This window comes from Achromobacter insuavis (genome assembly GCF_902859645.1).
GTDB lineage: Bacteria > Pseudomonadota > Gammaproteobacteria > Burkholderiales > Burkholderiaceae_B > Achromobacter > Achromobacter insuavis.
This window is the reverse complement of sequence record NZ_CADIJR010000043.1, coordinates 27,681-51,822: the sequence shown is the minus strand read 5'-3', so window position 1 is coordinate 51,822 and position 24,142 is coordinate 27,681. Positions and strand designations below refer to the sequence as shown.

General features: G+C 65.2%; 30 protein-coding genes. 6 read left to right on the top strand and 24 right to left on the bottom strand.

Annotation, left to right across the window (positions count from 1 at the left end):
• Nucleotides 1-9: 9 nt before the first annotated feature.
• Nucleotides 10-1,086, bottom strand: coding sequence for a 3-dehydroquinate synthase (gene aroB / locus H0523_RS20380; protein ID WP_054430884.1), 1,077 nt, complete (start codon nucleotides 1,084-1,086; stop codon nucleotides 10-12).
• Complete coding sequence (locus tag H0523_RS20375; RefSeq protein ID WP_035359749.1) at nucleotides 1,083-1,724, bottom strand: shikimate kinase; 642 nt, start codon at nucleotides 1,722-1,724, stop codon at nucleotides 1,083-1,085. Before H0523_RS20375 ends, aroB begins: the two co-directional genes overlap by 4 nt.
• Before the next feature lie 115 nt (nucleotides 1,725-1,839).
• Here H0523_RS20375 and H0523_RS20370 point away from each other — a divergent pair, with 115 nt between their 5' ends.
• The gene (locus H0523_RS20370) at nucleotides 1,840-4,287 is read left to right on the top strand and encodes a penicillin-binding protein 1A (RefSeq protein WP_006392016.1); all 2,448 of its coding nucleotides are present in this window, start codon (nucleotides 1,840-1,842) and stop codon (nucleotides 4,285-4,287) included.
• Between the two features lie 46 nt (nucleotides 4,288-4,333).
• On the opposite strand, the gene cyaY is transcribed toward H0523_RS20370, so the two are convergent.
• The gene (gene cyaY / locus H0523_RS20365; RefSeq protein ID WP_006392017.1) at nucleotides 4,334-4,663 is read right to left on the bottom strand and encodes an iron donor protein CyaY; all 330 of its coding nucleotides are present in this window, start codon (nucleotides 4,661-4,663) and stop codon (nucleotides 4,334-4,336) included.
• Between cyaY and lptM the strand changes: the two genes are divergently transcribed.
• Both lptM and lysA read left to right on the top strand, forming a co-directional pair.
• On the top strand, nucleotides 4,614-4,880 hold the full coding sequence (gene lptM, locus H0523_RS32410; RefSeq protein ID WP_306670203.1) for an LPS translocon maturation chaperone LptM: 267 nt from the start codon (nucleotides 4,614-4,616) through the stop codon (nucleotides 4,878-4,880). The genes cyaY and lptM overlap by 50 nt on opposite strands.
• A complete protein-coding gene (gene lysA / locus H0523_RS20360) occupies nucleotides 4,877-6,169 on the top strand; it encodes a diaminopimelate decarboxylase (protein ID WP_054430886.1) in 1,293 nt (430 codons plus the stop codon). Before lptM ends, lysA begins: the two co-directional genes overlap by 4 nt.
• Before the next feature lie 63 nt (nucleotides 6,170-6,232).
• Here lysA and ccsB read toward each other — a convergent pair whose 3' ends face one another.
• The 3 genes from ccsB to H0523_RS20345 all read right to left on the bottom strand — a co-directional run bounded on the left by ccsB (nucleotide 6,233) and on the right by H0523_RS20345 (nucleotide 10,487).
• Nucleotides 6,233-7,579, bottom strand: a complete 1,347-nt coding sequence (gene ccsB / locus H0523_RS20355) for a c-type cytochrome biogenesis protein CcsB (protein WP_006392019.1) — start codon at nucleotides 7,577-7,579, stop codon at nucleotides 6,233-6,235.
• Between the two features lie 8 nt (nucleotides 7,580-7,587).
• Entirely contained in the window at nucleotides 7,588-9,666 is a 2,079-nt protein-coding gene (locus tag H0523_RS20350) for a cytochrome c biogenesis protein ResB (protein WP_054430888.1), read from the bottom strand.
• A 119-nt stretch (nucleotides 9,667-9,785) separates the two neighbouring features.
• Entirely contained in the window at nucleotides 9,786-10,487 is a 702-nt protein-coding gene (locus tag H0523_RS20345) for a c-type cytochrome (RefSeq protein ID WP_156333392.1), read from the bottom strand.
• Nucleotides 10,488-10,742: 255 nt separating this feature from the next.
• Between H0523_RS20345 and yihA the strand changes: the two genes are divergently transcribed.
• The gene (gene yihA / locus H0523_RS20340) at nucleotides 10,743-11,366 is read left to right on the top strand and encodes a ribosome biogenesis GTP-binding protein YihA/YsxC (RefSeq protein ID WP_049077223.1); all 624 of its coding nucleotides are present in this window, start codon (nucleotides 10,743-10,745) and stop codon (nucleotides 11,364-11,366) included.
• The gene (gene hemB / locus H0523_RS20335; RefSeq protein WP_054430890.1) at nucleotides 11,363-12,379 is read left to right on the top strand and encodes a porphobilinogen synthase; all 1,017 of its coding nucleotides are present in this window, start codon (nucleotides 11,363-11,365) and stop codon (nucleotides 12,377-12,379) included. Before yihA ends, hemB begins: the two co-directional genes overlap by 4 nt.
• A gap of 102 nt (nucleotides 12,380-12,481) precedes the next feature.
• On the opposite strand, the gene H0523_RS20330 is transcribed toward hemB, so the two are convergent.
• From H0523_RS20330 to cutA, 3 genes are all read right to left on the bottom strand, one after another.
• On the bottom strand, nucleotides 12,482-13,345 hold the full coding sequence (locus tag H0523_RS20330) for a DMT family transporter (protein WP_054430891.1): 864 nt from the start codon (nucleotides 13,343-13,345) through the stop codon (nucleotides 12,482-12,484).
• Between the two features lie 131 nt (nucleotides 13,346-13,476).
• Nucleotides 13,477-15,318, bottom strand: a complete 1,842-nt coding sequence (dsbD, locus tag H0523_RS20325; protein ID WP_054430892.1) for a protein-disulfide reductase DsbD — start codon at nucleotides 15,316-15,318, stop codon at nucleotides 13,477-13,479.
• Nucleotides 15,319-15,350: 32 nt separating this feature from the next.
• Nucleotides 15,351-15,698, bottom strand: coding sequence for a divalent-cation tolerance protein CutA (cutA, locus tag H0523_RS20320; RefSeq protein ID WP_054430893.1), 348 nt, complete (start codon nucleotides 15,696-15,698; stop codon nucleotides 15,351-15,353).
• Between the two features lie 119 nt (nucleotides 15,699-15,817).
• Here cutA and H0523_RS20315 point away from each other — a divergent pair, with 119 nt between their 5' ends.
• Nucleotides 15,818-16,255 carry an HIT family protein gene (locus H0523_RS20315; protein ID WP_006389638.1) on the top strand — a complete coding sequence of 146 codons (438 nt, stop codon included), beginning with the start codon at nucleotides 15,818-15,820 and terminating at the stop codon, nucleotides 16,253-16,255.
• 102 nt (nucleotides 16,256-16,357) lie between these two features.
• Here the strand turns inward: H0523_RS20315 and rplQ are convergent, their stop codons facing one another.
• The 15 genes from rplQ to rpsN form a co-directional block, all read right to left on the bottom strand.
• Nucleotides 16,358-16,750 (bottom strand): 50S ribosomal protein L17, encoded by a 393-nt coding sequence (gene rplQ / locus H0523_RS20310; protein ID WP_006389635.1) that lies wholly within the window; start codon nucleotides 16,748-16,750, stop codon nucleotides 16,358-16,360.
• A gap of 186 nt (nucleotides 16,751-16,936) precedes the next feature.
• Complete coding sequence (locus H0523_RS20305; RefSeq protein WP_006216514.1) at nucleotides 16,937-17,923, bottom strand: DNA-directed RNA polymerase subunit alpha; 987 nt, start codon at nucleotides 17,921-17,923, stop codon at nucleotides 16,937-16,939.
• Between the two features lie 213 nt (nucleotides 17,924-18,136).
• Nucleotides 18,137-18,760 carry a 30S ribosomal protein S4 gene (gene rpsD, locus H0523_RS20300; RefSeq protein WP_006389633.1) on the bottom strand — a complete coding sequence of 208 codons (624 nt, stop codon included), beginning with the start codon at nucleotides 18,758-18,760 and terminating at the stop codon, nucleotides 18,137-18,139.
• An 11-nt stretch (nucleotides 18,761-18,771) separates the two neighbouring features.
• Nucleotides 18,772-19,173: a 30S ribosomal protein S11 gene (rpsK, locus tag H0523_RS20295; RefSeq protein WP_006216516.1), complete on the bottom strand. Its 402-nt coding sequence runs from the start codon at nucleotides 19,171-19,173 to the stop codon at nucleotides 18,772-18,774.
• Nucleotides 19,174-19,188: 15 nt separating this feature from the next.
• Nucleotides 19,189-19,554, bottom strand: a complete 366-nt coding sequence (rpsM, locus tag H0523_RS20290) for a 30S ribosomal protein S13 (protein ID WP_006389632.1) — start codon at nucleotides 19,552-19,554, stop codon at nucleotides 19,189-19,191.
• Nucleotides 19,555-19,597: 43 nt separating this feature from the next.
• A complete protein-coding gene (rpmJ, locus tag H0523_RS20285; RefSeq protein WP_003806928.1) occupies nucleotides 19,598-19,711 on the bottom strand; it encodes a 50S ribosomal protein L36 in 114 nt (37 codons plus the stop codon).
• A 34-nt stretch (nucleotides 19,712-19,745) separates the two neighbouring features.
• Nucleotides 19,746-19,964, bottom strand: a complete 219-nt coding sequence (gene infA / locus H0523_RS20280; RefSeq protein WP_003806927.1) for a translation initiation factor IF-1 — start codon at nucleotides 19,962-19,964, stop codon at nucleotides 19,746-19,748.
• 7 nt (nucleotides 19,965-19,971) lie between these two features.
• Complete coding sequence (secY, locus tag H0523_RS20275; protein WP_006389630.1) at nucleotides 19,972-21,297, bottom strand: preprotein translocase subunit SecY; 1,326 nt, start codon at nucleotides 21,295-21,297, stop codon at nucleotides 19,972-19,974.
• 14 nt (nucleotides 21,298-21,311) lie between these two features.
• A complete protein-coding gene (gene rplO, locus H0523_RS20270) occupies nucleotides 21,312-21,752 on the bottom strand; it encodes a 50S ribosomal protein L15 (protein ID WP_006389629.1) in 441 nt (146 codons plus the stop codon).
• A 9-nt stretch (nucleotides 21,753-21,761) separates the two neighbouring features.
• Nucleotides 21,762-21,947: a 50S ribosomal protein L30 gene (gene rpmD / locus H0523_RS20265; RefSeq protein ID WP_006216520.1), complete on the bottom strand. Its 186-nt coding sequence runs from the start codon at nucleotides 21,945-21,947 to the stop codon at nucleotides 21,762-21,764.
• 3 nt (nucleotides 21,948-21,950) lie between these two features.
• On the bottom strand, nucleotides 21,951-22,472 hold the full coding sequence (rpsE, locus tag H0523_RS20260; protein WP_006389628.1) for a 30S ribosomal protein S5: 522 nt from the start codon (nucleotides 22,470-22,472) through the stop codon (nucleotides 21,951-21,953).
• A gap of 15 nt (nucleotides 22,473-22,487) precedes the next feature.
• On the bottom strand, nucleotides 22,488-22,853 hold the full coding sequence (rplR, locus tag H0523_RS20255; RefSeq protein WP_006389627.1) for a 50S ribosomal protein L18: 366 nt from the start codon (nucleotides 22,851-22,853) through the stop codon (nucleotides 22,488-22,490).
• 21 nt (nucleotides 22,854-22,874) lie between these two features.
• A complete protein-coding gene (rplF, locus tag H0523_RS20250) occupies nucleotides 22,875-23,408 on the bottom strand; it encodes a 50S ribosomal protein L6 (RefSeq protein WP_006392028.1) in 534 nt (177 codons plus the stop codon).
• 12 nt (nucleotides 23,409-23,420) lie between these two features.
• The gene (gene rpsH, locus H0523_RS20245; RefSeq protein ID WP_006392029.1) at nucleotides 23,421-23,816 is read right to left on the bottom strand and encodes a 30S ribosomal protein S8; all 396 of its coding nucleotides are present in this window, start codon (nucleotides 23,814-23,816) and stop codon (nucleotides 23,421-23,423) included.
• Nucleotides 23,817-23,826: 10 nt separating this feature from the next.
• On the bottom strand, nucleotides 23,827-24,132 hold the full coding sequence (gene rpsN / locus H0523_RS20240) for a 30S ribosomal protein S14 (RefSeq protein ID WP_006227037.1): 306 nt from the start codon (nucleotides 24,130-24,132) through the stop codon (nucleotides 23,827-23,829).
• Nucleotides 24,133-24,142 lie beyond the last annotated feature (10 nt).

Sequence of the window (24,142 nt, the reverse complement as noted above, 5' to 3'; positions counted from 1 at the left end):
CAGCGGTCTTTACTGAGTGGTTCGGGCCAGTACGGCGCGCACGGCATCGGCCGGCGCCGCCCGCATCATCGCTGCGCCGATGCGGGTCATGAGCACGTAGCGGATCTCGCCGCCCTCGGTCTTCTTGTCGACCTGCATCAGGTCGAGCCAGCGATCGGCCCCCAGGTCGGGCGCGACCACGGGACAGCCGATGGCCTCGACCAGGGCGCGCACGCGGGCCACGTCGGCGCGCGGGAAGCCGGCCACGTCGGCCGACAGTTCCGCCGCCTGCACCATGCCGCAGCCGACCGCCTCGCCGTGCAGCCAGGCGCCGTAGCCCAGGCCCGCCTCGATGGCGTGGCCGAAGGTATGGCCCAGGTTCAGGATGGCGCGCAGGCCGGATTCGCGTTCGTCCTTGCCCACCACCTGCGCCTTCAGCTCGCACGAACGGCGGATGGCATAGGCGATGGCCTGCGGGTCCAGGCTGCGCAATTTCTGCGCATTCTGCTCGCACCAGGTCCAGAATTCCGGATCCAGGATCAGGCCGTACTTGATGACTTCGGCCAGGCCGGCCGACACTTCGCGCGCCGGCAGCGTGGCCAGCACGGCGGTGTCGATCTCGACCGCCAGCGGCTGGTAGAACGCGCCGATCATGTTCTTGCCGAGCGGATGGTTCACGGCCGTCTTGCCGCCGACCGACGAATCGACCTGGGCCAGCAGGGTCGTGGGCACCTGCACGAAACGCACGCCGCGCATGTAGACCGCGGCGGCGAAGCCGGTCATGTCGCCGATCACGCCGCCGCCCAGCGCCACCAGCACGCAGCGGCGGTCCAGGCGATGGGTCAAGAGCGCGTCGAAGATCAGGTTCAGGGACTGCCAGTCCTTGTACGACTCGCCGTCGGGCAGCTCGATGCGCAGCACCCGCTTGCCGGTGCGCGCCAGCGCGGCTTCGGCGCGTTCGCCGTACAAGGCGGCCACGGTCGGGTTGGTCACCACCGCGATGGCGGTGGCGTCAGCGGGGATGCTCTCGTGCAGGGCATCCAGGCGCCCCGGCGCGATGCGGATCGGGTACTGTCCGCCCGGGGTGTCGACCTCAACAACGTTCATATCTGCTTCTCGAAGGCTTGTAATTGCGGCAGGAGCGCCTTGACCAGGGTGTGGATGGGCATGGAGCCGGTTTCCACCACCAGGTCGGCGACTTCCTTGTAGAGGGGTTCGCGCAGGGTCATCAGGTCGCGCAGCGTGCCGCGCGGATCGGCGGTGGCCAGCAGGGGCCGGTTGCGATCGCGGCAGGTGCGGCGGAACAATTCGTCCACACTGGCCCTCAAATAGACCACGATGCCCCGCTCGCGCAGGCGCAACCGGTTTTCGGCGGCCAGGATGGCGCCGCCGCCGGTGGCGAGAATTATGTTGCGGCGTTGGGTACACTCTTCCAGGGCGGCGGATTCCCGGCGACGGAAACCGGCCTCACCCTCGATTTCGAAGATTACCGGCACCCGCACGCCGCAACGCGCCTCGAGCTCATGGTCCAGATCGATAAAATCGCGCCCCAGGGCTCGCGCCAGGCCACGGCCGATGGTCGTCTTGCCCGCCCCCATCATCCCCACCAGGAAGATGGGCAGGTCGTGCGGCAACGACACGGTCTTGCCCAGGCACTCCGAGGCGCAAGGCGGGTTTTCGGGCGCCTCGCCGGAGGGCGCCAGGTCCGGGTCAGCCTCCGGACATGAGTGAGCGGAAAAGTTCATGACGGCATTATCACATCTGCCGCCAAGTTGCCCGCGCACCACACTGAACTATCTTGTTACAGAAACCGATCCGCCACACTGAGGCGGGACCGGAGATACCCGTAAAATCGCCGCGATGAGCAAGCCGCAGAATTCCTCCAAAAAAGACAAGCCCGCCAATAACGGTTCCCCGATATTGCGTTTTTTCGTCAAGACCGGCATTTTCTTTGCCGGCCTGTTCCTGTGCGGCGTGCTGCTGGCGGGCATGGCGCTGGCGCTGGCCTGGCCCAACCTGCCGGACCTGAACGCCATGACGGACTACCGCCCGCGGGTGCCGCTGCGCGTCTACACGGCGGACAAGGTGCTGATCGGCGAGTTCGGCGAAGAGCGCCGCAACGTGCTGCGCTTCAATGAAATCCCGGACGTGATGAAGTCCGCGGTGCTGGCGGCCGAGGACGACCGCTTCTACCAGCACGGCGGGATCGACTGGACCGGCGTGGTGCGCGCCGGCCTGACCAACCTGATCAACATGTCCAAGACGCAGGGCGCCAGCACGATCACCATGCAGGTGGCGCGCAACTTCTACCTGTCGTCGGAAAAGACCTACTCGCGCAAGTTCTACGAACTGCTGCTGACGTTCAAGATCGAATCCGAGCTCACCAAGGACCAGATCCTCGAGCTCTACATGAACCAGATCTACCTGGGTCACCGCGCCTACGGCTTCGCCGCCGCCTCGCGCACCTATTTCGGCAAGCCGCTGTCCGAAGTGACGCCGGCCGAGGCCGCGATGCTGGCCGGCATTCCCAAGGCCCCGTCGCGCTTCAACCCGATCTCCAACCGCCCCCGCGCCGAGCTGCGCCAGCGCTACGTGCTGGGCCGCATGCAGTCGCTGGGCTACCTGACCGAGCCTGAGTACAAACAGGCGATGGCGCAGCAGATCGTCATGAAGTCGGCGGAAGGCACGCCGGCCGGCGGCTACAGCATCCATGGCGAATACGTGGCCGAACTGGCGCGCCAGCTGCTGTTCAATGTGTACCAGGACAACGTCTACTCGCGCGGCATCAACATCTACACCACGGTCCAGTCCAAGGACCAGGAAGCGGCCTACCGCGCCGTGCGCGAAGGCGTGCTGGAATACACCCGCCGCGCGCCCTACCCCGGCCCCGAGGAACAGCTCGACCTGCCCCCGGGCACCGAGAACAACCCGCAGGCCCTGGATGAATTCCTGGACGGCGTGTTCGACAAGTTCGGCGACAGCGGCGACCTGCTGACCGCGCTGGTGCTGTCGGCCAGCCCCACCGAAGTGAAGCTGGCGCGCAGTTCGCGCGAGATCATCACTGTCACCGACAAGAAGGTGCTGGGCGTGGTGGCCCGCGCGCTCAACGACAAGGCCAAGCCCGAGCAGCGCATCAAGCGCGGCTCGGTGGTCTACATCCGCAAGCTCGGCGACAACTGGGAAATCATCAACCTGCCGTCGGTGCAGGCCGCGTTCGTGGCGCTGTCGCCGCAGGACGGCGCGATCCGCGCCATGGTCGGCGGTTTCGATTTCTACCGCGGCAACTTCAACCGCGTGACGCAGGCCTGGCGCCAGCCCGGCTCGAACATCAAGCCGTTCATCTACGCCGCCTCGCTCGAGCGCGGCCTGACGCCGGCCACGCAGATCTCCGACCAGCCGTTCGAACTGACCGCGGCGCAGACCGGCTCCAAGGCCTGGAACCCGAAGAACTACGGCAACCAGTACGAGCCCATGCTGACGCTGCGCCAGGGCCTGTACAAGTCCAAGAACATGGTCTCGATCCGCATCCTGCAGGCCATCGGCCCGCAGTACGCGCAGGACTACCTGACCCGCTTCGGCTTCGACAAGGCGCGCCAGCCCGCGGTGCTGCCGCTGGCGCTGGGCGCCGGCTCGGTAACCCCGCTGCAGCTGGCCGGCGCGTTCTCGGTGTTCGCCAACGGCGGCTACCGCGTCACGCCCTACCTGATCGATCGCGTCACCGACAGCAACGGCAAGATCGTGATGCAGGCCAAGCCGACCGTGGCCGGCGACGCCGCCGCCCGCGCCATCGACCCGCGCACCGCCTGGATCATGGACGACGTGCTGCGCGGCGTGGCCACCTACGGCACCGCCGCCCGCGCCCGCGTGCTGCTCAAGCGCAACGACATCGCCGGCAAGACCGGCACCACCAACGAATCGGTGGACGCCTGGTTCTCGGGCTATACGCCCTCGCTGGTGGCCACCGCCTGGCTCGGCTTCGATCAGCCCAAGTCGCTGGGTTCGCGTGAAACCGGCGGCGGCGTGGCCATGCCGATCTGGGTCGATTACATGCAGGACGTGCTCAAGGGCGTGCCGGAAGAAAAGCCGCGCCCCCGTCCCGACGGCATCATCGTCGAGAACGGCGAGTACTACTTCTCGGAATTCCCGCCCGGACAGGCGGTGGCGCGCCTGGGCCTGCCGCAGGCCGATACGCTGGGCGAGTTCCTGAACGGCCTGAACAACGACAGCGGCGAAGACAACCGCATCAAGGTCGGACCGGGCGTGGGCTCGCAGAACGCCCAACCCTGGTCGCAGAAGATCCCGTTCTGAACGGAATGAAAAAAAGGCCGGCGTCAGCCGGCCTTTTTCTTGGGCGTTACAGGCGGATCGTGACGGGCACGCCGGCCGCCGCCGAACAGATCTGGGACAGGGCGTCCGGCAATTTCGGGCCGCCTCGGGTATCGTTCCAGTTCTGGCCGTCGTAACGGTAGTGGAAGCCGCCGCTGCGCGCGGCCACCCACAGTTCCTGCATGGCGGCCTGGCTGTTCACCACCACGTGGGTATTGTCTTCGAAGACCATCGTCAGCACATTGCCGCTGCGGCTGGTTTCGACGTCGACGTCGAGCGAAGCCGCCCAGTCATCGGCCTGGCTTTCGATGCTGTTCAGCACCTGGTCGATCAACGCAAGAAATTCGGATTCGGTCATAATCGAGCCTGCAAGAATTACGGAGTTCCCAGTGTTCCAATTGGCATTCAGCCGCATGTCTCTTCGCATTGTAGCCACGCTCTTGGCGACCGGCATGGTTGCGGCCTGCGGCTACAAGGGTCCGTTGTATACCCCGACGCCTGATGGGAAACCGCCATCAACCCACCAGCGACCGCCCACGACGCCACAAATCCCGACGCCCCTCTCCCTGCCATGACCGCCGCGTTCCCAGTTCCGCCCGAACTGGCCGGGCACCCCTTCTTCCAGTACCGCAACAACGTGCTGTACGCCGAAGACGTGCCGCTGGACCATCTGGCCGAAAAACTGGGAACGCCGCTCTACGTCTACTCCCGCGCGGCGCTCAAGGCCGCCTGGGAGACCTACCGTAGCGCCATCGGGCAACGCCCCGTGCAGGTCTGCTACGGCATGAAGGCCAATTCCAACCTGGCCGTCCTCAAGGAATTCGCCCGCCTGGGCGCGGGGTTCGACATCGTCTCCGGCGGTGAATTGAAACGCGCCCTGGCCGTCGGCGCCGATCCCGCCCGCATCGTCTTCTCCGGCGTCGGCAAGCAGGCCTGGGAGATGCGCGCGGCGCTGGCCGCCGGCGTCATGGGCTTCAACGTCGAATCCGAGGCCGAACTGCAGCGGCTGTCCGACGTGGCCCAGGACATGGGCTTGCGCGCCAGGGTATCGCTGCGCGTCAACCCGGATGTGGACGCGCAGACCCATCCCTATATTTCCACCGGCCTCAAGGAAAACAAGTTCGGCATCCCCATCGGGGCGGCGCTGGACGCCTACCGCAGCGCCCGCCTGCTGCCCGGCCTGGAGATCACCGGCCTGGACTGCCACATCGGCTCGCAGCTGACCGACATCAGTCCCTATTTCGACGCGCTGGAAAAACTGCTCGACCTGGTCGACGACCTGGACGGCATCGGCATCCGCCTGTCGCACCTGGACCTGGGCGGCGGCCTGGGCATCCGCTACCGTGACGAAGTGCAGCCCTCGCCCAAGGCGCTGCTGGATCACGTGTTCCAGCGCCTGCAGGCGCGCGGCCAGGGCCATTTGCAGCTGGTGCTCGAACCCGGCCGGTCGCTGGTCGGCAACGCCGGCGTACTGCTGACCACCGTCCAGTACCTGAAGCACGGCGAGGCGCGCAATTTCGCCATCGTCGATGCCGCCATGAACGACCTGCTGCGGCCGGCGCTGTACGACGCCTGGCACGGCCTGCGGCCGTTGCGGCCGCGCGCCGGCGACACGCTCGAATACGACGTCGTCGGCCCGGTCTGCGAAAGCGCCGACTGGCTGGCGCGGCAGCGCGCGCTGGCGCTGGAACAGGGCGACGTGCTGGCGCTGGAATCGGCCGGCGCCTACGGCATGACCATGGCCGGCAACTACAACACCCGCCCGCGCGCGGCCGAGGTCATGGTCGACGGCGGCCACTATCACGTGGTGCGCCAGCGCGAAACGCTGGACGACCTGCTGCGCGGCGAATCGACGCTGCCCTGAACGCCCCGCCGCCCCACGAAAAAGGCCCCGTCGAAACGGGGCCTTTTGCCGTGCGCGTCTGGCTCAGAGCTGGCCGTAGGAATGCAGGCCCGACAGGAACATGTTCACGCCGAGGAAGGCGAAGCCGGTGATCAGCAGGCCCGTCAGCGCCCAATAGGCCGCCATGGTGCCGCGCAGGCCCTTGATCAGGCGCATGTGCAGCCAGGCCGCGTAGTTCAGCCAGACGATCAGCGCCCAGGTTTCCTTGGGGTCCCACTGCCAGTAGGCGCCCCAGGCGTCCGCGGCCCACAGCGCGCCCAGGATGGTCGCCACGGTGAAGAAGGCGAAGCCGATGGCGATGGCGCGGTACATGATGTCGTCCAGCACCTCCAGCGGCGGCAGCGCGGCCGCGATGCGGCGCCGGCCCAGCAGGATGGCGCCGACGATCACGGCGCCGATGCCGAAGTACAGCATCCAGGTGGCCGACAGGCCATCGGTGCGGAACACCATGGGCTCGGCGCACAGCAGCACGCCCAGCACGAACAGCGGCGCCAGCTTGAGCCACGACGAGGTCTGGCCGTGCTGCTTGACCAGGTAGGCAAAGCCGACCATCGCCGCCAGCGAGAAGGTGCCATAGCCGATGAAATTGGCCGGCACGTGCAGCTTCATCCACCAGCTCTTGAGCGCCGGCACCAGCGGCTGGATCTGCCCGGCGTCGCGCGTGAACGAATACCACAGCAGGAACACCACCGCCGAGGTCACCACCAGCAGCACGAAGCCGCCCAGCGCGCGCGTGGCGTACTTGCGTTCGTAGTACAGGTAGAACAGCGCCGTGATCAGCGCGAACAGCACGAACACTTCGTACAGGTTGCTGACCGGGATGTGGCCCAGGTCCGGGCCCATCAGGTGGCCTTCGCGCCAGCGCACCAGCAGGCCGGTGACGCCCGCGAACACCGCGCCCCAGGTCAGCGCCGTGCCCAGCCAGGCCGCGGTCGGGCTGAAGAAGCCGATCCAGTAGCAGACCATGGCCAGCGCGAACAGCGCGCTCATCCACAGGATGGCCGACTGCGACGAGAACAGGTATTTCAGGAAGAACACCTGCTCGGCCCGCGCCAGGTCATTGCCGTAGAGCATCAGCGCCAAGCCGGCCGCGATCGCACAGGCCACCATCAGGCGGCGCAGGGGCCGCCACAGCCAGCCCATCCAGGCCAGCACCGGCACGGTGCCGCACAGGATGATCTTCTCGTAGTAGTCCATGGCGCCGCTGAAACGCGTCAGCGCGAAACCGGCGCCCGCCGCCAGCAGCAGGAAGAACACGATGTCCGTCCAGTCCGGCCGGCCGCGCTGCGCGCGGCTGTCACCGGTCTCGGACAGGCTGTCCTGCCAGAGGTTGTCGGGCGTGGGGGAATGCGTGGTGGTCGTCGTGGACATAGGAAACCTTAAGACCCTTTCTGACGCAGCAGCGCCTGCTTGAAGCGATCGAATTCCTGGTTGAAGTCGAGTGTACGCTTCTGCGACGTCATCGCCGCCAGGATGCCGCTGCCGCCTTGCTGCGGCTTGATCCAGATCCAGACGCGACGATCCCGAATATAGAACATCGAGAACACCCCCAGCACCAGCAGCAGGCTGCCGAGGTAGACCGTATTCTTGCCCGGCGTGCGGCTGACCTGGAACACGCTGGCCTGCACGTGGTTGAAATCGGCCAGCGAGAAGAAGACCGGCGCCGGATAGACCGTCAGGTCCGACAACGCCGCCACCGCCAGGCGCGACCACATCGCGGCGCGCTCGGCCTCGGGGCCTTCGGTCGGGACCGGCGGCAACCCGGCGCGTTCGCGCTCGACCGCCCGCAGTTCGTTCATGCTCGCGCCGATCAGGCGGATCACCACGTCCGCGGCGCGCTCCAGATCGGCGGCCGGCGTGTTGGCCTGCAGGAACGCGGCAACGGCCTGCAGACCGCCGGAGGCATAGGTTTCCAGGGCGCGCTCGGCGGCCGTCTGCAGCGGCTGGCGGTCGGCGCCGCTGGGGCTGTTGCGCTCGGCGAAGCGGCGGGCCGCCTCCTGGCGCGCGGCGGGATCGGCCAGCGTCGCGCGCAGCCGCATGAACTCGGCCACGGAGCTGTCGTCGTCGGCCGGGATGCGCAGATAGCGGAACGGCTCGGAGGCATTGTTGCGCACGCCGGCCAGGAACACGCTGGCGCCGTCCAGCTGCACCGGCAGCATGTAATTCTGGAATTCGTGCGCCTGGCCGGCGTCGTCGATCAGCTTGTATTCGACGCTGGGGCCCACGTTGCGCAGGTTCTCGTTCTTCTTGCCGGCGGCGCTGCCGGACACCGAGGCCACGTGCTCCGCGAAGCTCTGGTTGCCGCCCTTGGGATCGCCGCGGGTCAGGTCCTCGACGTTGATCGGGCGCAGGGCCGTGATCTCCACGCCCATGCTGCGCGGGCCACGCGCGGTGTTAGCGCTTACTTCGGCGGTCTTGCCCACGGTGCCGTCAACATTGAACGTGGCGCTGTCGGCGCCCACCAGCGGATAGCCCTTGAGCACCACCGTGCTGCCGCCGTCGTCGAAGCTGGACTGGTAGACCGTCATGCCCTTGAACCGCAGCGGCTCGTTGACCTCGATGGTCGAATCGAAACTCTTGCCGGTATCCGGATCGGTCACTTCGACTTCGCTGGCGAAGCGGCTGGGCATGCCGGTCGAGTAGTAATCGACGACGAATTTCTTGAGCTTCAGGGTGAACGGCATCGGCTGCACCAGCGCGCCGTCGCCCACCATCACCACCGCGGTGCTGGCCTGGCCATTTTCCGGCACCAGCACGCTGGCGCGGAAGCTCGGGTTGTTGACCGACAGGCGGCCGCTCTCCGGCACCTCGGAAATCAGCATGTTCTCGACGATCGGCTTCTTGCCGCCGAACATCACCTGCAGGCGCACCGGCAGCTCGCTGTCGAGCAGCCCGCCGATACAGATGATGACCATGGCGGCGTGGGCGAACACGTAGCCCAGCCGGTTGGCGCTGCCCTTCTTGGCCGCCAGCAGCACGCCGGTGCTGTCCTGGCGCTCGCGCACCGCGTAGCCCATGCGCTTGAGCAGCGCGGTCAGGCCCGCCGCGGTCTGCGGCACGTCGGTCGGCGCCTCGGTCTCGACGCGATGCGGAAAGGCCCGCAGGCTGCCGCCGCGCACGTGCTCGCGGAACGAGCGCGCGTCGCGCAGCATCTTGGGCGCATTGCGGATCAGACAGACCGTGGTCGAGATGACCAGGAACGCCATGATCAGCAGGAACCACCAGCTGTTGTAGACGTGCCAGATCGAGAACTTGTCGAACACCTCGAACCAGAACGGGCCGAACTGGTCGATGTAGTTGTTGGACGACCGGTTCTGCTGCAGCACCGTTCCCACCAGGCTCGCCACGCAGATGAACATCAGCAGGCTGACGGCGAAGCGCATCGAGCCCAGCAATTCAAACAGATCGCGGGGCAGGCTGCGCAGAGAGGGACGGGAGTGTGTCTGAGTCGAATTCATGAAAAAAGGGGGGCCGCACGATCGGCTACCCCCCTCGTAGACAGCGCAGGACGGAAACAGGTTCCGTCATGCCCAGGTTGCGTGAACGCGGACCAGCCGCGCGCGTTGCCGGCGGGTGCTTACCGCAGGCCGGCCGCGTAGTCCGCCACGGCCTTGATGTCGGCATCCGACATCCGGTCGGCCACGGCGTGCATCACGTCGTTGGCGCGATCGCCGCTGCGGAACAGCTTGAGCTGCTCTTCGATATACAAGGGGAACTGGCCCGACAGGCGGGGATACTGGCCCGGAATGCCCGCGCCGTTGGCAGAATGGCATGCCGCACAGGCGGGAACATTGCGCTCGGGCAATCCACCGCGCCAGATCTTTTGACCCAGATCAACCAACTTCTCATAACCGGCGGTGGCCGGCTCTTTCAGCGGTTGCTGCGCCAGGTACAGCGCGATGTTCTGCATGTCGGCCGGCGTCAGGTTCTGCGCCATGGCGGTCATGGGGGTGGGATTGCCGCCCGGGCCGTTGCGCACCGGCAGCTTGGCGCCCTGCTTGACCTGGAAGTCGGTCAATTGCTTGACCAGATATTCGTGGGGTTGCGCAGCCAGGTTGGGATTCACCGGGATGGTGCTGTTACCCGCCGCGCCATGACAGGACGCACAGGCGATGATGCCGCGCGAGGCATCGCCCTGGTCAAACAGCTGCCCGCCCTTGGCGGCATCTGGCTTGGCCGGGCCCGCGGCGCCATCGGCGGCGAAACTCGTAGTAGATAAGGCGGAGGCGCCGAGCAACAGCCCGCTCGCAACCAACATCCGGGACAGCACACGCTTCATGAAGACCTCGACGATCACATCGATCAAGGCGCAAAAAGGCGCCCACGCCTGCCCGCACATCTGGAAAACCGTATCGAACCTGATTTGCCCGTTTGCCTGCTCGTCAAAGGCCGGGGTACCTGGAAAACCGGCTGGCCGGCTGGTACGAAATGCCCTCAACAGTAAGCAAAAGAGACGGCTCCGCGCACGGGGACCACTGTTGCAAACGCCGGATTATACAATAGGGCTCGAAACCAACTGTAGCCAAAGCCATCCGTGTCCCTCCTACATCGCGCCTCTTTCCTCACGTCAGCCGCTCGCCTCGACCAGTTGCCGCCCCCTGATGCGCCCGAGGTTTGCTTCGTCGGCCGCTCCAACGCCGGCAAGTCCACGGCCATCAACGTGCTGTGCAACCAGCGCCGTCTTGCCTTCTCGAGCAAGACGCCGGGCCGCACGCGCCTGATCAACATGTTCGGCCTGCCCGACCCGTTGAACCCGGAAGGCCACATCGGCTATCTCGTCGACCTGCCCGGCTACGGCTATGCGTCCGTGGCCCGCGATGAAAAGGAAAAGTGGGCCGACATCCTGGGCGGCTACCTGCGCGACCGCGAATCGCTAGCCGGCATCGTGCTGCTCATCGACATCCGCCGCGGCGTCACCGAACTGGACCGCCGCCTGGCCAACTTCATCGCCCCCACCGGCCGCCCGGTGCTGGCGCTGCTCACCAAAGCCGACAAGCTGCCTTACGGCCAGCGCGTGCGCACCGTGTTCTCGGTGCGCAAAGACCTGGCGGACATCGGCGCCCTGCACACCATCCCCTTCTCGGCGCCGGAGCGCATCGGCCTGGAAGAAGCTGGCGCGCACATAGAAAACTGGATTTCTCCCAAGGTCGTACCATGAACCCGCAGATCATCACCCCCGACTTCCCGGTTTCCCGCCCCCGCCGCCTGCGCCGCGACGACTACACCCGCCGCCTGGTGCGCGAGAACGCCCTCACCGTCAACGACCTGATCTATCCGGTCTTCGTGGCCGAGGGCAATGGCCTGAAGCAGGCCGTGCCGTCGCTGCCAGGCGTGGTGCGCTATTCGCTGGACACGTTGCTGCCGGTGGCCGAGGAATGCGTGGCGCTGGGCATCCCGGTGCTGTCGCTGTTTCCCGCCATCGACCCGGCGCTCAAGACGCCCGACGGCATCGAGGCCACCAATCCCGACGGCCTGATCCCGCGCGTGGTGCGCGAGCTGAAGAAGCAATTCCCGGACCTGGGCGTGCTGTGCGACGTGGCGCTGGACCCGTACACCAGCCATGGCCAGGACGGCGTCATCGATGAAAACGGCTACGTCATCAACGAGCCGACCGTCGAGATCCTCGTCAAGCAGGCGCTGACGCAGGCCGCCGCCGGCGTCGACATGGTCGCCCCCAGCGACATGATGGACGGCCGCATCGGCGCCGTGCGCCGCGCGCTCGAAGCCAACGGCTACATCCACACGCAGATCATGGCCTACTCGGCCAAGTACGCCAGCGCCTTCTACGGCCCGTTCCGCGACGCCGTGGGCTCGGCCACCAACCTGGGCAAGTCCAACAAGATGGCCTACCAGATGGACCCGGGCAACCTGGACGAAGCGCTGCGTGAAGTCGCCGCCGACCTGCAGGAAGGCGCCGACATGGTCATGGTCAAGCCCGGCATGCCGTACCTGGACGTGCTGCGCCGCGTCAAGGACACCTTCCGCGTGCCGACCTTCGCCTACCAGGTGAGCGGTGAATACGCGATGATCAAGGCGGCTTCGGCCAATGGCTGGCTGGACCACGACAAGGTCATGATGGAAGCCCTGCTGGCGTTCAAGCGCGCCGGCGCCGACGGCATCCTGACGTACTTCGCGATCGAAGCGGCGCGGCTGCTCAAGCAGCAGCGCTGATCCTGGAGGGCGAGGCCGCCACGGCCCTGCCCCGCTTGTCATCCGCGCGCATCGACATGATGCGCGCGTGCCAACGGCGGGCCCTTGCGGCCCGCCGCGTTTTCAGCGCGATGCCGGCGCGCCACGGCGCAGGCCGAGCCACGTGCCGCTGAGAATGCAGGCCAGCCCCGCCACGTGCACCAGCGTCACGTGCTCGTCCAGGAACAGCGCGGCGAACAGCAGACCGAAGATCGGCAGCCAGTTCACGAACAGCGCCGCGCGGCTGATGCCCAGCCTGGCGATGCCGGCGTTCCACAGGATGTTGCTGACGCCCGAGGCGATCACCGCCGAGAACAGCAGCACCAGCCACGGCCACCAGGTCATGCTCCAGTTGTCCGCGTCATACGACGATGGCGTCATCGCCGCGTGCACCATCAACATGAGGCCGCCGGCCAGGTACATGTACCAGAGCATCGCCAGCGGATCGAGCGTGCGCGAGATGCGCTGGATCACCAGCCCGCCGAACACGAACACCGCCACCGCCAGGAACACGATGGCGTCGCCCCAGCCGGTCAGCCCCAGCTGCGCGCCGCTGCCCACCACCACCATCGCCACGCCGGCCAGGCCCAGCAAGGCGCCGGCGATCCGCAGCCACGTCAGCCGCTCGCGATAGAACAGCGCCGCCAGCAGCGCCGACAGCAAAGGACTGGTGGCCATCAGCAGCGTGCCATTGGCGGCCGACGAGAACTGCAACCCGTACACCAGCGCGGTCTGGTGCGCGTACACCACCAGGAAGCCGGCCAGCGCCACCCAGGCCAGTTCCACGCGCCCCAGCTTCGGAATGCGGCCGCGCCGGGCCTTGACGATGAGCGTGACGGCGACGAACGCCACGGCGATCCGCAAGGCCGCCAGGGCGCGGATATCCATGTGCTGCGTCAGGTACTTGATGGAGACGATGTTCAGGCCCCAGGTGGCCATGACGAACATCAGTTGCAGATAGATCAGACCGGTGCGGTCCTGGCTTGCATCGACTGTCGGAGACGTCACGGGCGCCGGCCTGAGGGAGTGGAGGCGCCGCCCACGCGGCGCGAGCCCTCATGGTAGCGGCCGGCCGCCGCTCAGCGCAATAGCACGCGGTCCAGCGACTCGGTGAAACGCTTGGCGTCCTGGAAGCCCACCACGCGGGCCTCCGGCAGTTCCTTGCCACCGGGTTCGAAGAACATGATCCCCGGCGGGCCGAACAGGCGGAAGCGCTTGAGCAGCGCGCGATCGTCGGCATTGTTGGCGGTCACGTCGGCCTGCACCAGCAGCATGCCGGCCATGCGTTGCGCCACGCCCGGATCGGTAAAGGTGAAACGCTCCATCTCGCGGCACGACACGCACCAGTCGGCGTAGAAGTCCAGCATCACCGGCTGCTGGCTCTGCGCCAGCAGCGCATCCAGTTCGGCGTTGTTGCGCACCCGCTTGAACTGCACTTCGCCGGCATGCGCCGCGGCGCCGGCCGCGGCCGGGCCGCCGGAAGCGAAGTGCGACAGCGGCTGCAGCACGTCGCGGCCGCCGCTGGCCGCGCCGATCAGCCACGCGGCGGCGGCCAGGGCCAGCAACAGGCCGATGCCCTTGCCGAACATGCGCGCCGAGCCGGCGCCGGCCGGCAGCGCGTCGAACGCGCGCAGCATCACCGCGCCGACGATCGCCAGGAAGGCCCAGCCGGTCATCTGCACCCAGGTCGGCACCACCGGAATCAGCATCCACCAGGCGGTCGCCAGCAGCAGCATGCCGAACAGCCGCTTGACGCCATCCATCCACGGCCCCGCCTTGGGCAGCAGCGCGCCCGACGAGGCGCCGACGATCAGCAGCGGCACGCCCATGCCCCACGCCATCGCGAACAGGGCCGAGCCGCCCAGCACCACGTCGCCGGTCTGCGAGATATACAGCAGCGCGCCCGCCAGCGGCGCGGCCACGCACGGCCCGACGATCAGCGCCGACAGCGCGCCCATCAGCAAGGCGCCGGTATAGCGGCCGCCGGGAATGCGCGACGAGCGCTCGGCCAGCCGCGCCTGGATGCCGGACGGCATCTGGAAGGTGAAGGCATCGAACATCGCCAGCGCCAGCACCGCCAGCAGGATCGCGAACAACGTCAGGATCCACGGCGTCTGCAGCCACGCGGCCAAGCCCGCGCCGCTCAGGCCGGCGGCCACGCCCAGCGCGGTGTAGACCACCGACATGCCCAGCACGTAGGTCGCCGCCAGCGCCAGGCCGCGGCCGCGCGTCGGACGTTCCTGGCTGGCGCCGCCCAGCACGATCGAGGACAGGATGGGAATCATGGGCAGCACGCAGGGCGTGAACGCCAGCAGCAGGCCCAGCACCAGGAACACGCCGGCCGTCTTGATCCAGCCCAGCCCACCCAGGGCATCGGCCAGGCCGGTGTCGCCCGCGTTCACCAGCGCGCTCAGGCCACCGCCCGAAGCCGCCGGCGCGGCCGAGGCGCCGCCGCTGCCCGCCAGCGCGTAGCCGCCCGCCACCGGCGTCAGCTTCACGCTGCTGTCCATCGGCGGATAGCACAGGCCGGCATCGGCGCAGCCCTGGCCGGTCAGCGTCAGCGTGAACGGCTGGCCGCCAGGCGTCACCGGCACGCGGATCACCACGTCCTGGTGATAGACCTCCATGTCCTTCTCGAAGGTCGGGTCGTATTTGACGTCGCCCTTGGGATAGACCGGCTCGCCCAGCGTGGCCGCGCCCAGCGGGCTGATGCTGATGCCGAAGCGCTCGCGGTACATGTAGTAGCCCGGCGCCACGCGGAAACGCAGCTCGACGGTATCGGGCGTGGCCATCGCCGCGCTGAAGACGAAGGCTTTTTCGGGCTCGAGAAACTCGGCCTCGGCGCGCGCCGGCGCGTTCCAGGCCAGCCACAGCATGGCCATGGCCAGCAACGCCAGCAACTTGGGGAAAAAGGCACGCATCGGTGCGCCGGTTCGGACCGCGGGTTGCAACATCAGTCTCTCTTGTTCTGCACGACGGCCGTTTGCTGGCGCACCCAGTCGAGATAGGGCGCGGCGCCGCCGATGACCGGCAGCACGATGATTTCGGGCACGTCGTAGGGATGCATCTGCGCCAGGGCCTGGACCACGGCCTGGTGGCGCGCGTAGGTGGTCTTGATGTGGATGGGGATTTCCTCGGCCCCTTCCACCTCGCCTTGCCACTGGTAGATGGACAGGCCCGGCGCGCCAAGGTTCACGCAGGCGGCCAGGCCATCCTCGACCAGCACGTGGGCGATGCGCTTGGCCAGCAACAGGTCCGGCGCATTGCTGATGACCAGCACGACGTCGTCATCGCGCAACATGGAGCCTCCTGGGAATACCCGTGTGGGATGTAACTCGGGGTATTTTATCGGTATCGCCGCCCGCGTCCGCCGACAATCAGACCCGTGGCCATCGCGCACCCCATCCCACCGAGACAAGCATGTCCGACAACTGCCTGTTCTGCCGCATCGCCCGCCACGAGATCCCGGCCCACATCATCCACGAAGACGACCGCCTGATGGCCTTCCTGGACATCCAGCCGGTGCGCCCCGGGCACACGCTGATCATCCCCAAGCAGCACTATCCCTACTACGAGGACATGCCCGCCGACCTGGCCGGCCACATCGTCAACCTGGGGCAGAAGCTGGGGCGCCACATGAAGCGGCTTTACGGCGTGGACCGCGTCGGCTTCGCCTTCACCGGCATCCACGTGGCGCACACCCATGCGCACGTGATCCCCATGCACCATCCGCAGGACGTGACCTCGACCCAGTACATCGAGCAGCAGGACCTGACCTTCCGCATGCCGCCGCAGGCGCCCCAGGAGGCCCTGGCGGCCACCGCCGCGCAATTGCGGGGAGAACTGCACGCCTCGTAGCGATCGGCCCGCCTGCGCCGTCTGGGCGATCCGCAAGCGTCGCGCAAAAAAACAAGGGCGGGTCCGAAGACCCGCCCTTGTCGCTTATCTAGACACCGAAACTTATTCGGCGCTGTCCTCAGCGGCCTCATCGACTTCCGGACGGTCGACCAGCTCCATGAAAGCCATGGGAGCGTTGTCGCCTTGACGGAAACCCATCTTCAGCACGCGGGTGTAGCCGCCGTTGCGGGCCGCGTAGCGCGGGCCGATTTCGGCGAACAGCTTCACCACGGCGTCGCGATCGCGCAGACGGGCAAAAGCCAGACGCTTGTTCGCGAGGGTGGGTTCTTTACCCAGCGTGATCAGGGGTTCGATGACGCGGCGCAGTTCTTTCGCCTTGGGCAGCGTGGTCTTGATGGCTTCGTGGGTGATCAACGAAACGGCCATGTTGCGGAACATGGCAAGACGGTGACTGCTGGTGCGGTTGAGCTTACGCAAGCCATTACCGTGACGCATGATAAGTATCCTTTGAATCTAATGAAGGCGTTTCCGCCATCGGGTTATCCGGCTCTTCTATCAACCTGCAATCAGGCCGCGGTCCGGTGGAAAACGGTGCATTTTACGACGGTTTCGCAAACCGCCCGGCGGTGAGGCCGGGCGCCGCGGGAAACGCCCCGCGAGAGGGGCGCCACCCTGCAAGACTTACGGACGCTCCAGGCCCAGCGGGGGCCAGTTTTCGAGCTTCATGCCCAGCGTCAGGCCGCGTGCGGCCAGGACTTCCTTGATCTCGTTGAGCGACTTGCGACCCAGGTTCGGGGTCTTGAGCAGTTCGTTCTCGGTGCGCTGGATCAGGTCGCCGATGTAGTAGATGTTTTCGGCCTTCAGGCAGTTGGCCGAACGCACGGTCAGTTCCAGGTCGTCGACCGGACGCAGCAGCACCGGGTCGATCTGCGGCGTGCCGCGGACCGGGGCTTCGTACGAATCGCCAGCGCCTTCCAGGGCGGCGAAGACCGAGATCTGGTCCATCAGGATGCGAGCCGACTGGCGCACCGCTTCCTCGGGCGAGATGACGCCGTTGGTTTCGATGTCCAGGACCAGCTTGTCCAGGTCGGTGCGCTGTTCCACGCGGGCGCTTTCAACCGCGTAGCTGACGCGGCGGACCGGGCTGAACGAGGCGTCCAGGACGATGCGGCCGATGGTGTGGGTGCGGTCTTCCGACAGCGCGCGCACGTTGCCCGGCACGTAGCCGCGGCCCTTTTCGACCTTGATCTGCATTTCCAGCTTGCCCGCGTCCGTCAGGTTGCAGATGGCGTGGCCGGGGTTGATGATCTCGACGTCGTGCGGCAGCTCGATGTCGCTGGCCAGCACGGTGCCGGCGCCGGTCTTGCGCAGGACCAGGGTGACTTCGTCACGGTTGTGCAGCTTGAAGACCACGCCCTTCAGGTTCAGCAGGATGTCGACGACATCTTCGCGAACGCCCGGGATGGTCGAGTATTCGTGCACCACGCCCGTCATCTGGACTTCGGTCGGCGCGTAGCCGGTCATCGAAGACAGCAGGATGCGGCGCAGGGCGTTGCCCAGCGTATGGCCGTAGCCGCGCTCGAACGGCTCCATCACGATCTTGGCATGGTGGGTGCCGACCGGTTCGACTTCAATGGAGCGCGGCTTCAGGAAACCTTGAGTGGACATGTACTGTGTTCCTTTTCAATACCCTCGGCTCGTTACACCGATAAGGCTGATGGACAGGTTGAAACGTGAAACGCGGGCAGCGCAAAAAGCCGCCCGATACTTACCGCAAAGCCCGCCCCGCCGAATGGCGGAAAGCGGGCTGCTGCGAGACTTGCAAACCGGTCGCGAAACCAGCGTGCCAGCACCTTGCGAAGGAGGCGCCGGCAGGCGTGATTAACGCGAGTACAGTTCGACGACCATCGATTCGTTGATGTCGCGAGCGACGTCAGCGCGATCGGGGGCCGACTTGAACGTGCCGGTCAGCTTGGTCGTGTCGACTTCCACCCACTGGGGGATGCCGATGCTGGTGGCCAGGTCGAGCGATTCCTTGATACGGCCTTGCTTCTTGGCCTTTTCACGGATCGAGATGACGTCGCCAGCCTTGACCAGCATCGAAGCGATGTCGGCGGTGTGGCCGTTCAGCTCGATGGCGCGGTGGCTCACCAGCTGGCGAGCTTCGGCGCGGGTCGAGCCGAAGCCCATGCGGTAGACGACGTTGTCCAGGCGCGATTCCAGCAGCTGGATCAGCGTTTCGCCGGTGTTGCCACGGCGACGCTCGGCTTCAGCGAAGTACTTGCGGAATTGCTTTTCCAGCACGCCGTACATGCGCTTGAGCTTTTGCTTTTCGCGCAGCTGCAGGCCGTAGTCGGAAGTGCGGGCACCCGAAGTGCGGCCGTGTTGGCCAGGCTTGGAATCCAGCTTGCACTTGGAATCCAGCGAGCGACGGGCGCTCTTCAGGAACAGGTCAGTACCCTCGCGGCGCGAGAGCTTGCATTTGGGTCCAATATAACGTGCCATGTGGATTCCCTTTAGATACGACGACGCTTCGGCGGACGGCAGCCGTTGTGCGGAACGGGCGTGATGTCGGCGATGGACGAGATCTTGATGCCCAGCGCGTTCAGCGCGCGGACCGACGATTCACGGCCGGGGCCGGGGCCCTTGATACGCACTTCCAGCGTCTTGATGCCGTATTCCAGCGCGACACGGCCGGCCGTTTCAGCGGCGACCTGCGCGGCGAACGGGGTCGACTTACGCGAACCCTTGAAGCCAGCACCGCCCGACGTGGCCCACGACAAAGCGTTGCCCTGACGGTCGGTGATGGTGATGATGGTGTTGTTGAACGAAGCGTGAACGTGCGCGATGCCGTCCGAGACGTTCTTCTTGACCTTTTTGCGCACGCGCGAAGCGCCGCTGGTGGAAGCTTTCGCCATAATCCAGTTCCTCGATTATTTCTTCAGGGACGCAGCAGCACGACGCGGGCCCTTGCGGGTCCGGGCGTTGGTGCGAGTGCGCTGGCCGCGCACGGGCAGGCCGCGCTTGTGGCGCATGCCGCGGTAGGTTCCCAGGTCGATCAAACGCTTGATCGAGAGCTGCACTTCACGACGCAGGTCACCTTCGACCGTGAACACACCAACGTGTTCACGGACGCGTTCCAGTTCAGCGTCGCTCAGATCCTTGACCTTTTTGTCAAACGGGACGTTAGCCGCTTCGCAGATCTTGCGAGCGCGCGTACGACCGATGCCAAAAATGGCGGTCAGGCCGATCTCGGCGTGCTGATGCGGCGGAATGTTAATGCCAGCAATACGGGCCATGACTGTTCCTTGAATAAATCCGTTGCGTAGTCGCTAACCCGAGTTAGCCTTGACGCTGCTTGTGACGCGGGTCGGTGCAGATAACGCGCACCACGCCGTGACGTTTGATAACTTTGCAGTTGCGGCAGATCCGCTTAACCGATGCCATTACTTTCATGGTTGACTCCTAATTTTCCGTAATCCGGTTTCGCTCACTTGGAGCGGAAAACAATCCTGGCTCGCGTCAGGTCATAGGGCGTGAGCTCCACTGTGACCTTGTCACCCGGCAGGATCCGGATGTAATGCATACGCATCTTGCCGGAAATATGGCCCAACACCACGTGGCCGTTTTCGAGCTTGACGCGAAATGTCGCGTTCGGGAGGTTCTCAAGAACCTCGCCTTGCATCTGAATGACGTCGTCCTTGGACATCTTTTGCTTACCGCATCGGCAAACCCGCGCCCTTGAAGTTAGCCTTCTTGAGCAACGAGTCGTACTGGTGAGACATCATGTAGGCCTGGACCTGCGCCATGAAATCCATCGTCACCACCACAATAATCAACAGAGACGTACCACCGAAGTAGAAGGGGACGTTCCACCGCATCACCAAGAATTCCGGCAACAGGCACACCAACGTGATGTAGATGGCACCTGCGAGCGTCAAACGCATCAGGATCTTGTCGATGTAGCGGGCCGTCTGTTCGCCCGGACGGATGCCCGGAACAAACGCACCACTCTTCTTCAGGTTGTCCGCCGTTTCGCGGCTGTTGAACACCAGAGCCGTGTAGAAAAAGCAGAAGAAAATAATCGCGACCGAATACAGCGTGATGTAGAGCGGTTGACGAGGCGACAGGGCCGCAGCCAGGTCGCTAAGCCAGCGCATGTTCTCACTGCTGGAGAACCAGCTCGTGATCGTTGCCGGGAACAGGATGATCGACGACGCGAAGATCGGCGGAATCACCCCGGCCATGTTCAGCTTCAGCGGCAGGTGCGAGCTTTGACCACCGTAGACCTTGTTGCCGACCTGACGCTTGGCGTAGTTCACCGTGATCTTGCGCTGTCCGCGTTCCACGAACACCACAAAAGCGGTAACCAGCACCACCAGGGCCACGATGAACAGTGCCGACAGCACGGACATCGCGTTGGTGCGAACCAGGTCCAACAGTGCAGCCAGCGCCGCGGGCAGACCCGCAACGATACCTGCGAAGATCAGGATGGAAATCCCGTTACCGAGACCGCGTTCCGTGATCTGCTCACCCAGCCACATGACGAACATGGTGCCGGTGACCAGGGTCACGACGGTCGTGAAGCGAAACAGCATGCCCGGATCGATCACAAGTCCCTGCTGGGACTCAAGCGCAACCGAAATGCCCACAGCCTGCACCAGCGCCAGCACGACCGTGCCATAGCGGGTGTATTGGGTAATCTTCCGACGGCCGGCCTCGCCCTCTTTCTTGAGCGCTTCCAGCGACGGCACCACCACCGACATCAACTGCATGATGATGGATGCCGAAATGTACGGCATGATCCCCAGGGCAAAAATCGAGAAGCGCGAGAGCGCCCCGCCCGAGAACATGTTGAACAGGCCCAGGATCCCGCCCTGGTTCTGACGGAACAAGTCCGCCAGCGCGTCCGGGTTGATACCCGGAACGGGGATGTGTGTACCCAAACGGTAAACCACCAGGGCGAGCACCAGGAACACGAGGCGGCGCTTGAGGTCGCCGTACCGCGTTCCGGTTTTACCCAATGCCTGCGCGTTAGCCACTCGTCACCTCGTGATCAAGCAAGCGAGCCGCCCGCGGCTTCGATGGCGGCGCGAGCGCCGGCCGTCGCGGTAATGCCCTTGAGCACGACCTTGCGCGAGAGTTCACCCGACTTGATGACCTTGGCGTAACGAACCGCCTGGCCAATCACGCCAGCCGCCTTCAGCACTTGCACGTCGATTTCGTCGACGGGCACGGCTTGCAGGTCCGACAGACGGACTTCGGCGTACAGGTGCTGACCGAGCGGGGTGAAACCACGCTTGGGCAGGCGACGCTGCAGCGGCATTTGACCGCCTTCGAAGCCAACCTTATGGAAACCGCCCGAGCGCGACTTCTGACCCTTGTGACCACGGCCGGCGGTCTTACCCAGACCCGAACCGATGCCACGGCCGACGCGGCGCTTGGCGTGCTTGCTGCCCTCGGCGGGCTTCAGCGAATTAAGTTGCATATCCGACATGGTGATTCCTTAGGCTTCCGAGACGGAAACGAGATAATCCACCTTACGGATCATCCCACGCACCTCGGGCGTATCGACCAGCACGCGGCTGCTGTTGATACGGCCCAAGCCCAGACCGCGAACCGTGTCACGGTGCGATTGCTTGGTACCGATCACGGAGCGCACGAGGGTCACTTTGATCTGCTTCTGAGCCATGATTTACCCCAGGATCTCTTCGACGGTCTTGCCGCGCTTAGCAGCAACATCCGCCGGGGTCAGGGAGGCGCGCAGGCCGTTCAACGTGGCGCGAACCATGTTGTAGGGGTTGCTCGAGCCCAGGCTCTTGGCAACCACGTTACGCACACCCATCACTTCGAAAATAGCGCGCATCGGGCCGCCGGCGATGACGCCGGTACCTTCAGCAGCGGGCGAAATCAGCACGGTGGCGGCGCCATGCTTGCCGACCACGGTGTGGTGCAGCGTGCCGTTCTTCAGGGCCACCTTGAACATGCCGCGACGGGCCTGTTCCATAGCCTTCTGAACCGACACCGGCACTTCACGCGCCTTGCCCTTGCCCATGCCGACGCGGCCATCGCCATCGCCAACCACGGTCAGCGCGGCAAAGCTCATGGTGCGACCACCCTTGACCACTTTGCTCACGCGGTTGACCGCGATCATCTTTTCGCGGAGGCCGTCATCGTTCTCTTTTTCCGCGGCGTTCTTGCCTTGTACTTTAGCCATTTGACAGATCCTCGCTTAGAACTTCAGGCCGGCTTCACGCGCGGCGTCGGCCAGCGCTTTCACGCGGCCATGGTAACGAAAGCCCGAGCGATCGAAAGCGACCAGTTCGATACCGGCAGCCTTGGCCTTTTCGGCCACGCGCTTGCCAACCAGCGAAGCGGCGGCCTTGTTGCCACCTTGGCCGGTCTGACCAGCCAGCTGGGCGCGCACTTCGGCTTCCACCGTCGAGGCGCTGACCAGAACGCGATCGCCTTCCGGCGAAATGATATTGGCGTAGATGTGCTGGTTCGAGCGGAAAACCGAGAGGCGATGAACGCGCAGCTCGTTGATCTTCCGGCGGGTAGGAACCGCACGACGCAAACGGGAAACTTTTTTGTCCATGATTCGTCCTTGCGTGCGCCGTTATTTCTTCTTGGTTTCTTTGATGACGACGCGTTCGTCCGAGTAACGCACGCCCTTGCCCTTGTAGGGTTCGGGTTCGCGGTACGCGCGGATTTCAGCGGCCACCTGGCCGACGACTTGCTTGTTGGAGCCCTTGATGACGATTTCCGTCTGGGTGGGGCATTCGGCCTTGATACCGGCCGGCAACTTGTGCAAAACGTCGTGCGAGAAACCGAGCTGCAGCTTAACGGCGTCGCCTTGAATCGAGGCGCGGTAACCCACGCCAACCAGATTCAGCTTGCGCTCGAATCCCTTGCTCACGCCGTTGACCATGTTGGCCACCAGCGCGCGCACGGTACCCGACATGGCGTTGGCGTGGCGGGTTTCGTTGGCGGCAACAAACGTCAGCTTGCCGTTGTCCAACGCAACCGTGACGTCGCCAGTCAGGGCTTGGGTCAGGGAGCCCAGCGGGCCCTTGACGGTGATCTGATCCTGCTTGATGTCAGCTTCGACACCCTTGGGCAGGTCGACCGGATACTTAGCGATACGTGACATTCGAATTTCTCCTTAGGCCACGTAGCACAGCACTTCGCCGCCGACGCCGTTGGCGCGAGCCTTACGGTCGGTCATGACGCCGCGCGAGGTCGACACGATAGCCACGCCCAGGCCGTTCATGACCTGAGGAATGCTGGTACGGCCCTTGTAGATACGCAGACCGGGGCGCGAAACACGTTCGATGCGCTCGATGACCGGACGGCCAGCGTAGTACTTCAGGGTGATCTCGAGCTCAGGCTTGGCCTGGGTGCCCTTGATTTCAAAGCTGTCGATGTAGCCTTCGTCCTTCAGCACAGCGGCAATGGCCGCCTTCAGCTTCGAGGAGGGCATGTTCACCGTAACTTTGTCCACTTGCTGCGCATTGCGAATGCGGGTCAGCATATCGGCGATGGGATCGCTCATGCTCATATTCGTTCTCCTACCAGCTGGCCTTGGTGATGCCGGGGATTTCACCCTTCATCGCCATTTCACGCAGTTTGTGGCGCGTCAGGCCGAACTTGCGGAACACACCGCGCGGACGACCGGTGACCACGCAACGGTTACGTTGACGCGTCGGGTTGGCATTGCGCGGCAGCTGTTGCAGCTTCAGCCGAGCTTGGTAACGTTCTTCGTCGGTCTTCGACTGGTCGTCGATGATCGACTTCAACTCAGCGCGCTTGGCAGCGAACTTGTCAGCCAGCTTGGCGCGCTTGATGTCGCGATTGATGAGGGAAAGTTTAGCCACGTCATCAGCC

Excerpts from the sequence above, each read along its gene's own strand:
- rplF (WP_006392028.1), bottom strand. The coding sequence starts at position 23,408 with ATGTCACGTATCGCTAAGTATCCGGTCGACCTGCCCAAGGGTGTCGAA.
- H0523_RS20345 (WP_156333392.1), bottom strand. The coding sequence starts at position 10,487 with ATGAAGCGTGTGCTGTCCCGGATGTTGGTTGCGAGCGGGCTGTTGCTC.
- rpmJ (WP_003806928.1), bottom strand. The coding sequence starts at position 19,711 with ATGAAAGTAATGGCATCGGTTAAGCGGATCTGCCGCAACTGCAAAGTT.
- H0523_RS20330 (WP_054430891.1), bottom strand. The coding sequence starts at position 13,345 with ATGTTCGTCATGGCCACCTGGGGCCTGAACATCGTCTCCATCAAGTAC.
- rpsM (WP_006389632.1), bottom strand. The coding sequence starts at position 19,554 with ATGGCCCGTATTGCTGGCATTAACATTCCGCCGCATCAGCACGCCGAG.
- rpsE (WP_006389628.1), bottom strand. The coding sequence starts at position 22,472 with ATGGCTAAAGTACAAGGCAAGAACGCCGCGGAAAAAGAGAACGATGAC.
- H0523_RS20305 (WP_006216514.1), bottom strand. The coding sequence starts at position 17,923 with ATGTCCACTCAAGGTTTCCTGAAGCCGCGCTCCATTGAAGTCGAACCG.
- hemB (WP_054430890.1), top strand. The coding sequence starts at position 11,363 with ATGAACCCGCAGATCATCACCCCCGACTTCCCGGTTTCCCGCCCCCGC.
- H0523_RS20315 (WP_006389638.1), top strand. The coding sequence starts at position 15,818 with ATGTCCGACAACTGCCTGTTCTGCCGCATCGCCCGCCACGAGATCCCG.
- H0523_RS20375 (WP_035359749.1), bottom strand. The coding sequence starts at position 1,724 with ATGAACTTTTCCGCTCACTCATGTCCGGAGGCTGACCCGGACCTGGCG.
- rplR (WP_006389627.1), bottom strand. The coding sequence starts at position 22,853 with ATGGACAAAAAAGTTTCCCGTTTGCGTCGTGCGGTTCCTACCCGCCGG.
- H0523_RS20370 (WP_006392016.1), top strand. The coding sequence starts at position 1,840 with ATGAGCAAGCCGCAGAATTCCTCCAAAAAAGACAAGCCCGCCAATAAC.
- dsbD (WP_054430892.1), bottom strand. The coding sequence starts at position 15,318 with ATGCGTGCCTTTTTCCCCAAGTTGCTGGCGTTGCTGGCCATGGCCATG.
- rplO (WP_006389629.1), bottom strand. The coding sequence starts at position 21,752 with ATGTCGGATATGCAACTTAATTCGCTGAAGCCCGCCGAGGGCAGCAAG.
- lysA (WP_054430886.1), top strand. The coding sequence starts at position 4,877 with ATGACCGCCGCGTTCCCAGTTCCGCCCGAACTGGCCGGGCACCCCTTC.
- ccsB (WP_006392019.1), bottom strand. The coding sequence starts at position 7,579 with ATGTCCACGACGACCACCACGCATTCCCCCACGCCCGACAACCTCTGG.
- rpsH (WP_006392029.1), bottom strand. The coding sequence starts at position 23,816 with ATGAGCATGAGCGATCCCATCGCCGATATGCTGACCCGCATTCGCAAT.
- H0523_RS20350 (WP_054430888.1), bottom strand. The coding sequence starts at position 9,666 with ATGAATTCGACTCAGACACACTCCCGTCCCTCTCTGCGCAGCCTGCCC.
- rpsK (WP_006216516.1), bottom strand. The coding sequence starts at position 19,173 with ATGGCGAAAGCTTCCACCAGCGGCGCTTCGCGCGTGCGCAAAAAGGTC.
- infA (WP_003806927.1), bottom strand. The coding sequence starts at position 19,964 with ATGTCCAAGGACGACGTCATTCAGATGCAAGGCGAGGTTCTTGAGAAC.
- rplQ (WP_006389635.1), bottom strand. The coding sequence starts at position 16,750 with ATGCGTCACGGTAATGGCTTGCGTAAGCTCAACCGCACCAGCAGTCAC.
- rpmD (WP_006216520.1), bottom strand. The coding sequence starts at position 21,947 with ATGGCTCAGAAGCAGATCAAAGTGACCCTCGTGCGCTCCGTGATCGGT.
- cyaY (WP_006392017.1), bottom strand. The coding sequence starts at position 4,663 with ATGACCGAATCCGAATTTCTTGCGTTGATCGACCAGGTGCTGAACAGC.
- cutA (WP_054430893.1), bottom strand. The coding sequence starts at position 15,698 with ATGTTGCGCGATGACGACGTCGTGCTGGTCATCAGCAATGCGCCGGAC.
- lptM (WP_306670203.1), top strand. The coding sequence starts at position 4,614 with ATGCTGTTCAGCACCTGGTCGATCAACGCAAGAAATTCGGATTCGGTC.
- rpsD (WP_006389633.1), bottom strand. The coding sequence starts at position 18,760 with ATGGCACGTTATATTGGACCCAAATGCAAGCTCTCGCGCCGCGAGGGT.
- aroB (WP_054430884.1), bottom strand. The coding sequence starts at position 1,086 with ATGAACGTTGTTGAGGTCGACACCCCGGGCGGACAGTACCCGATCCGC.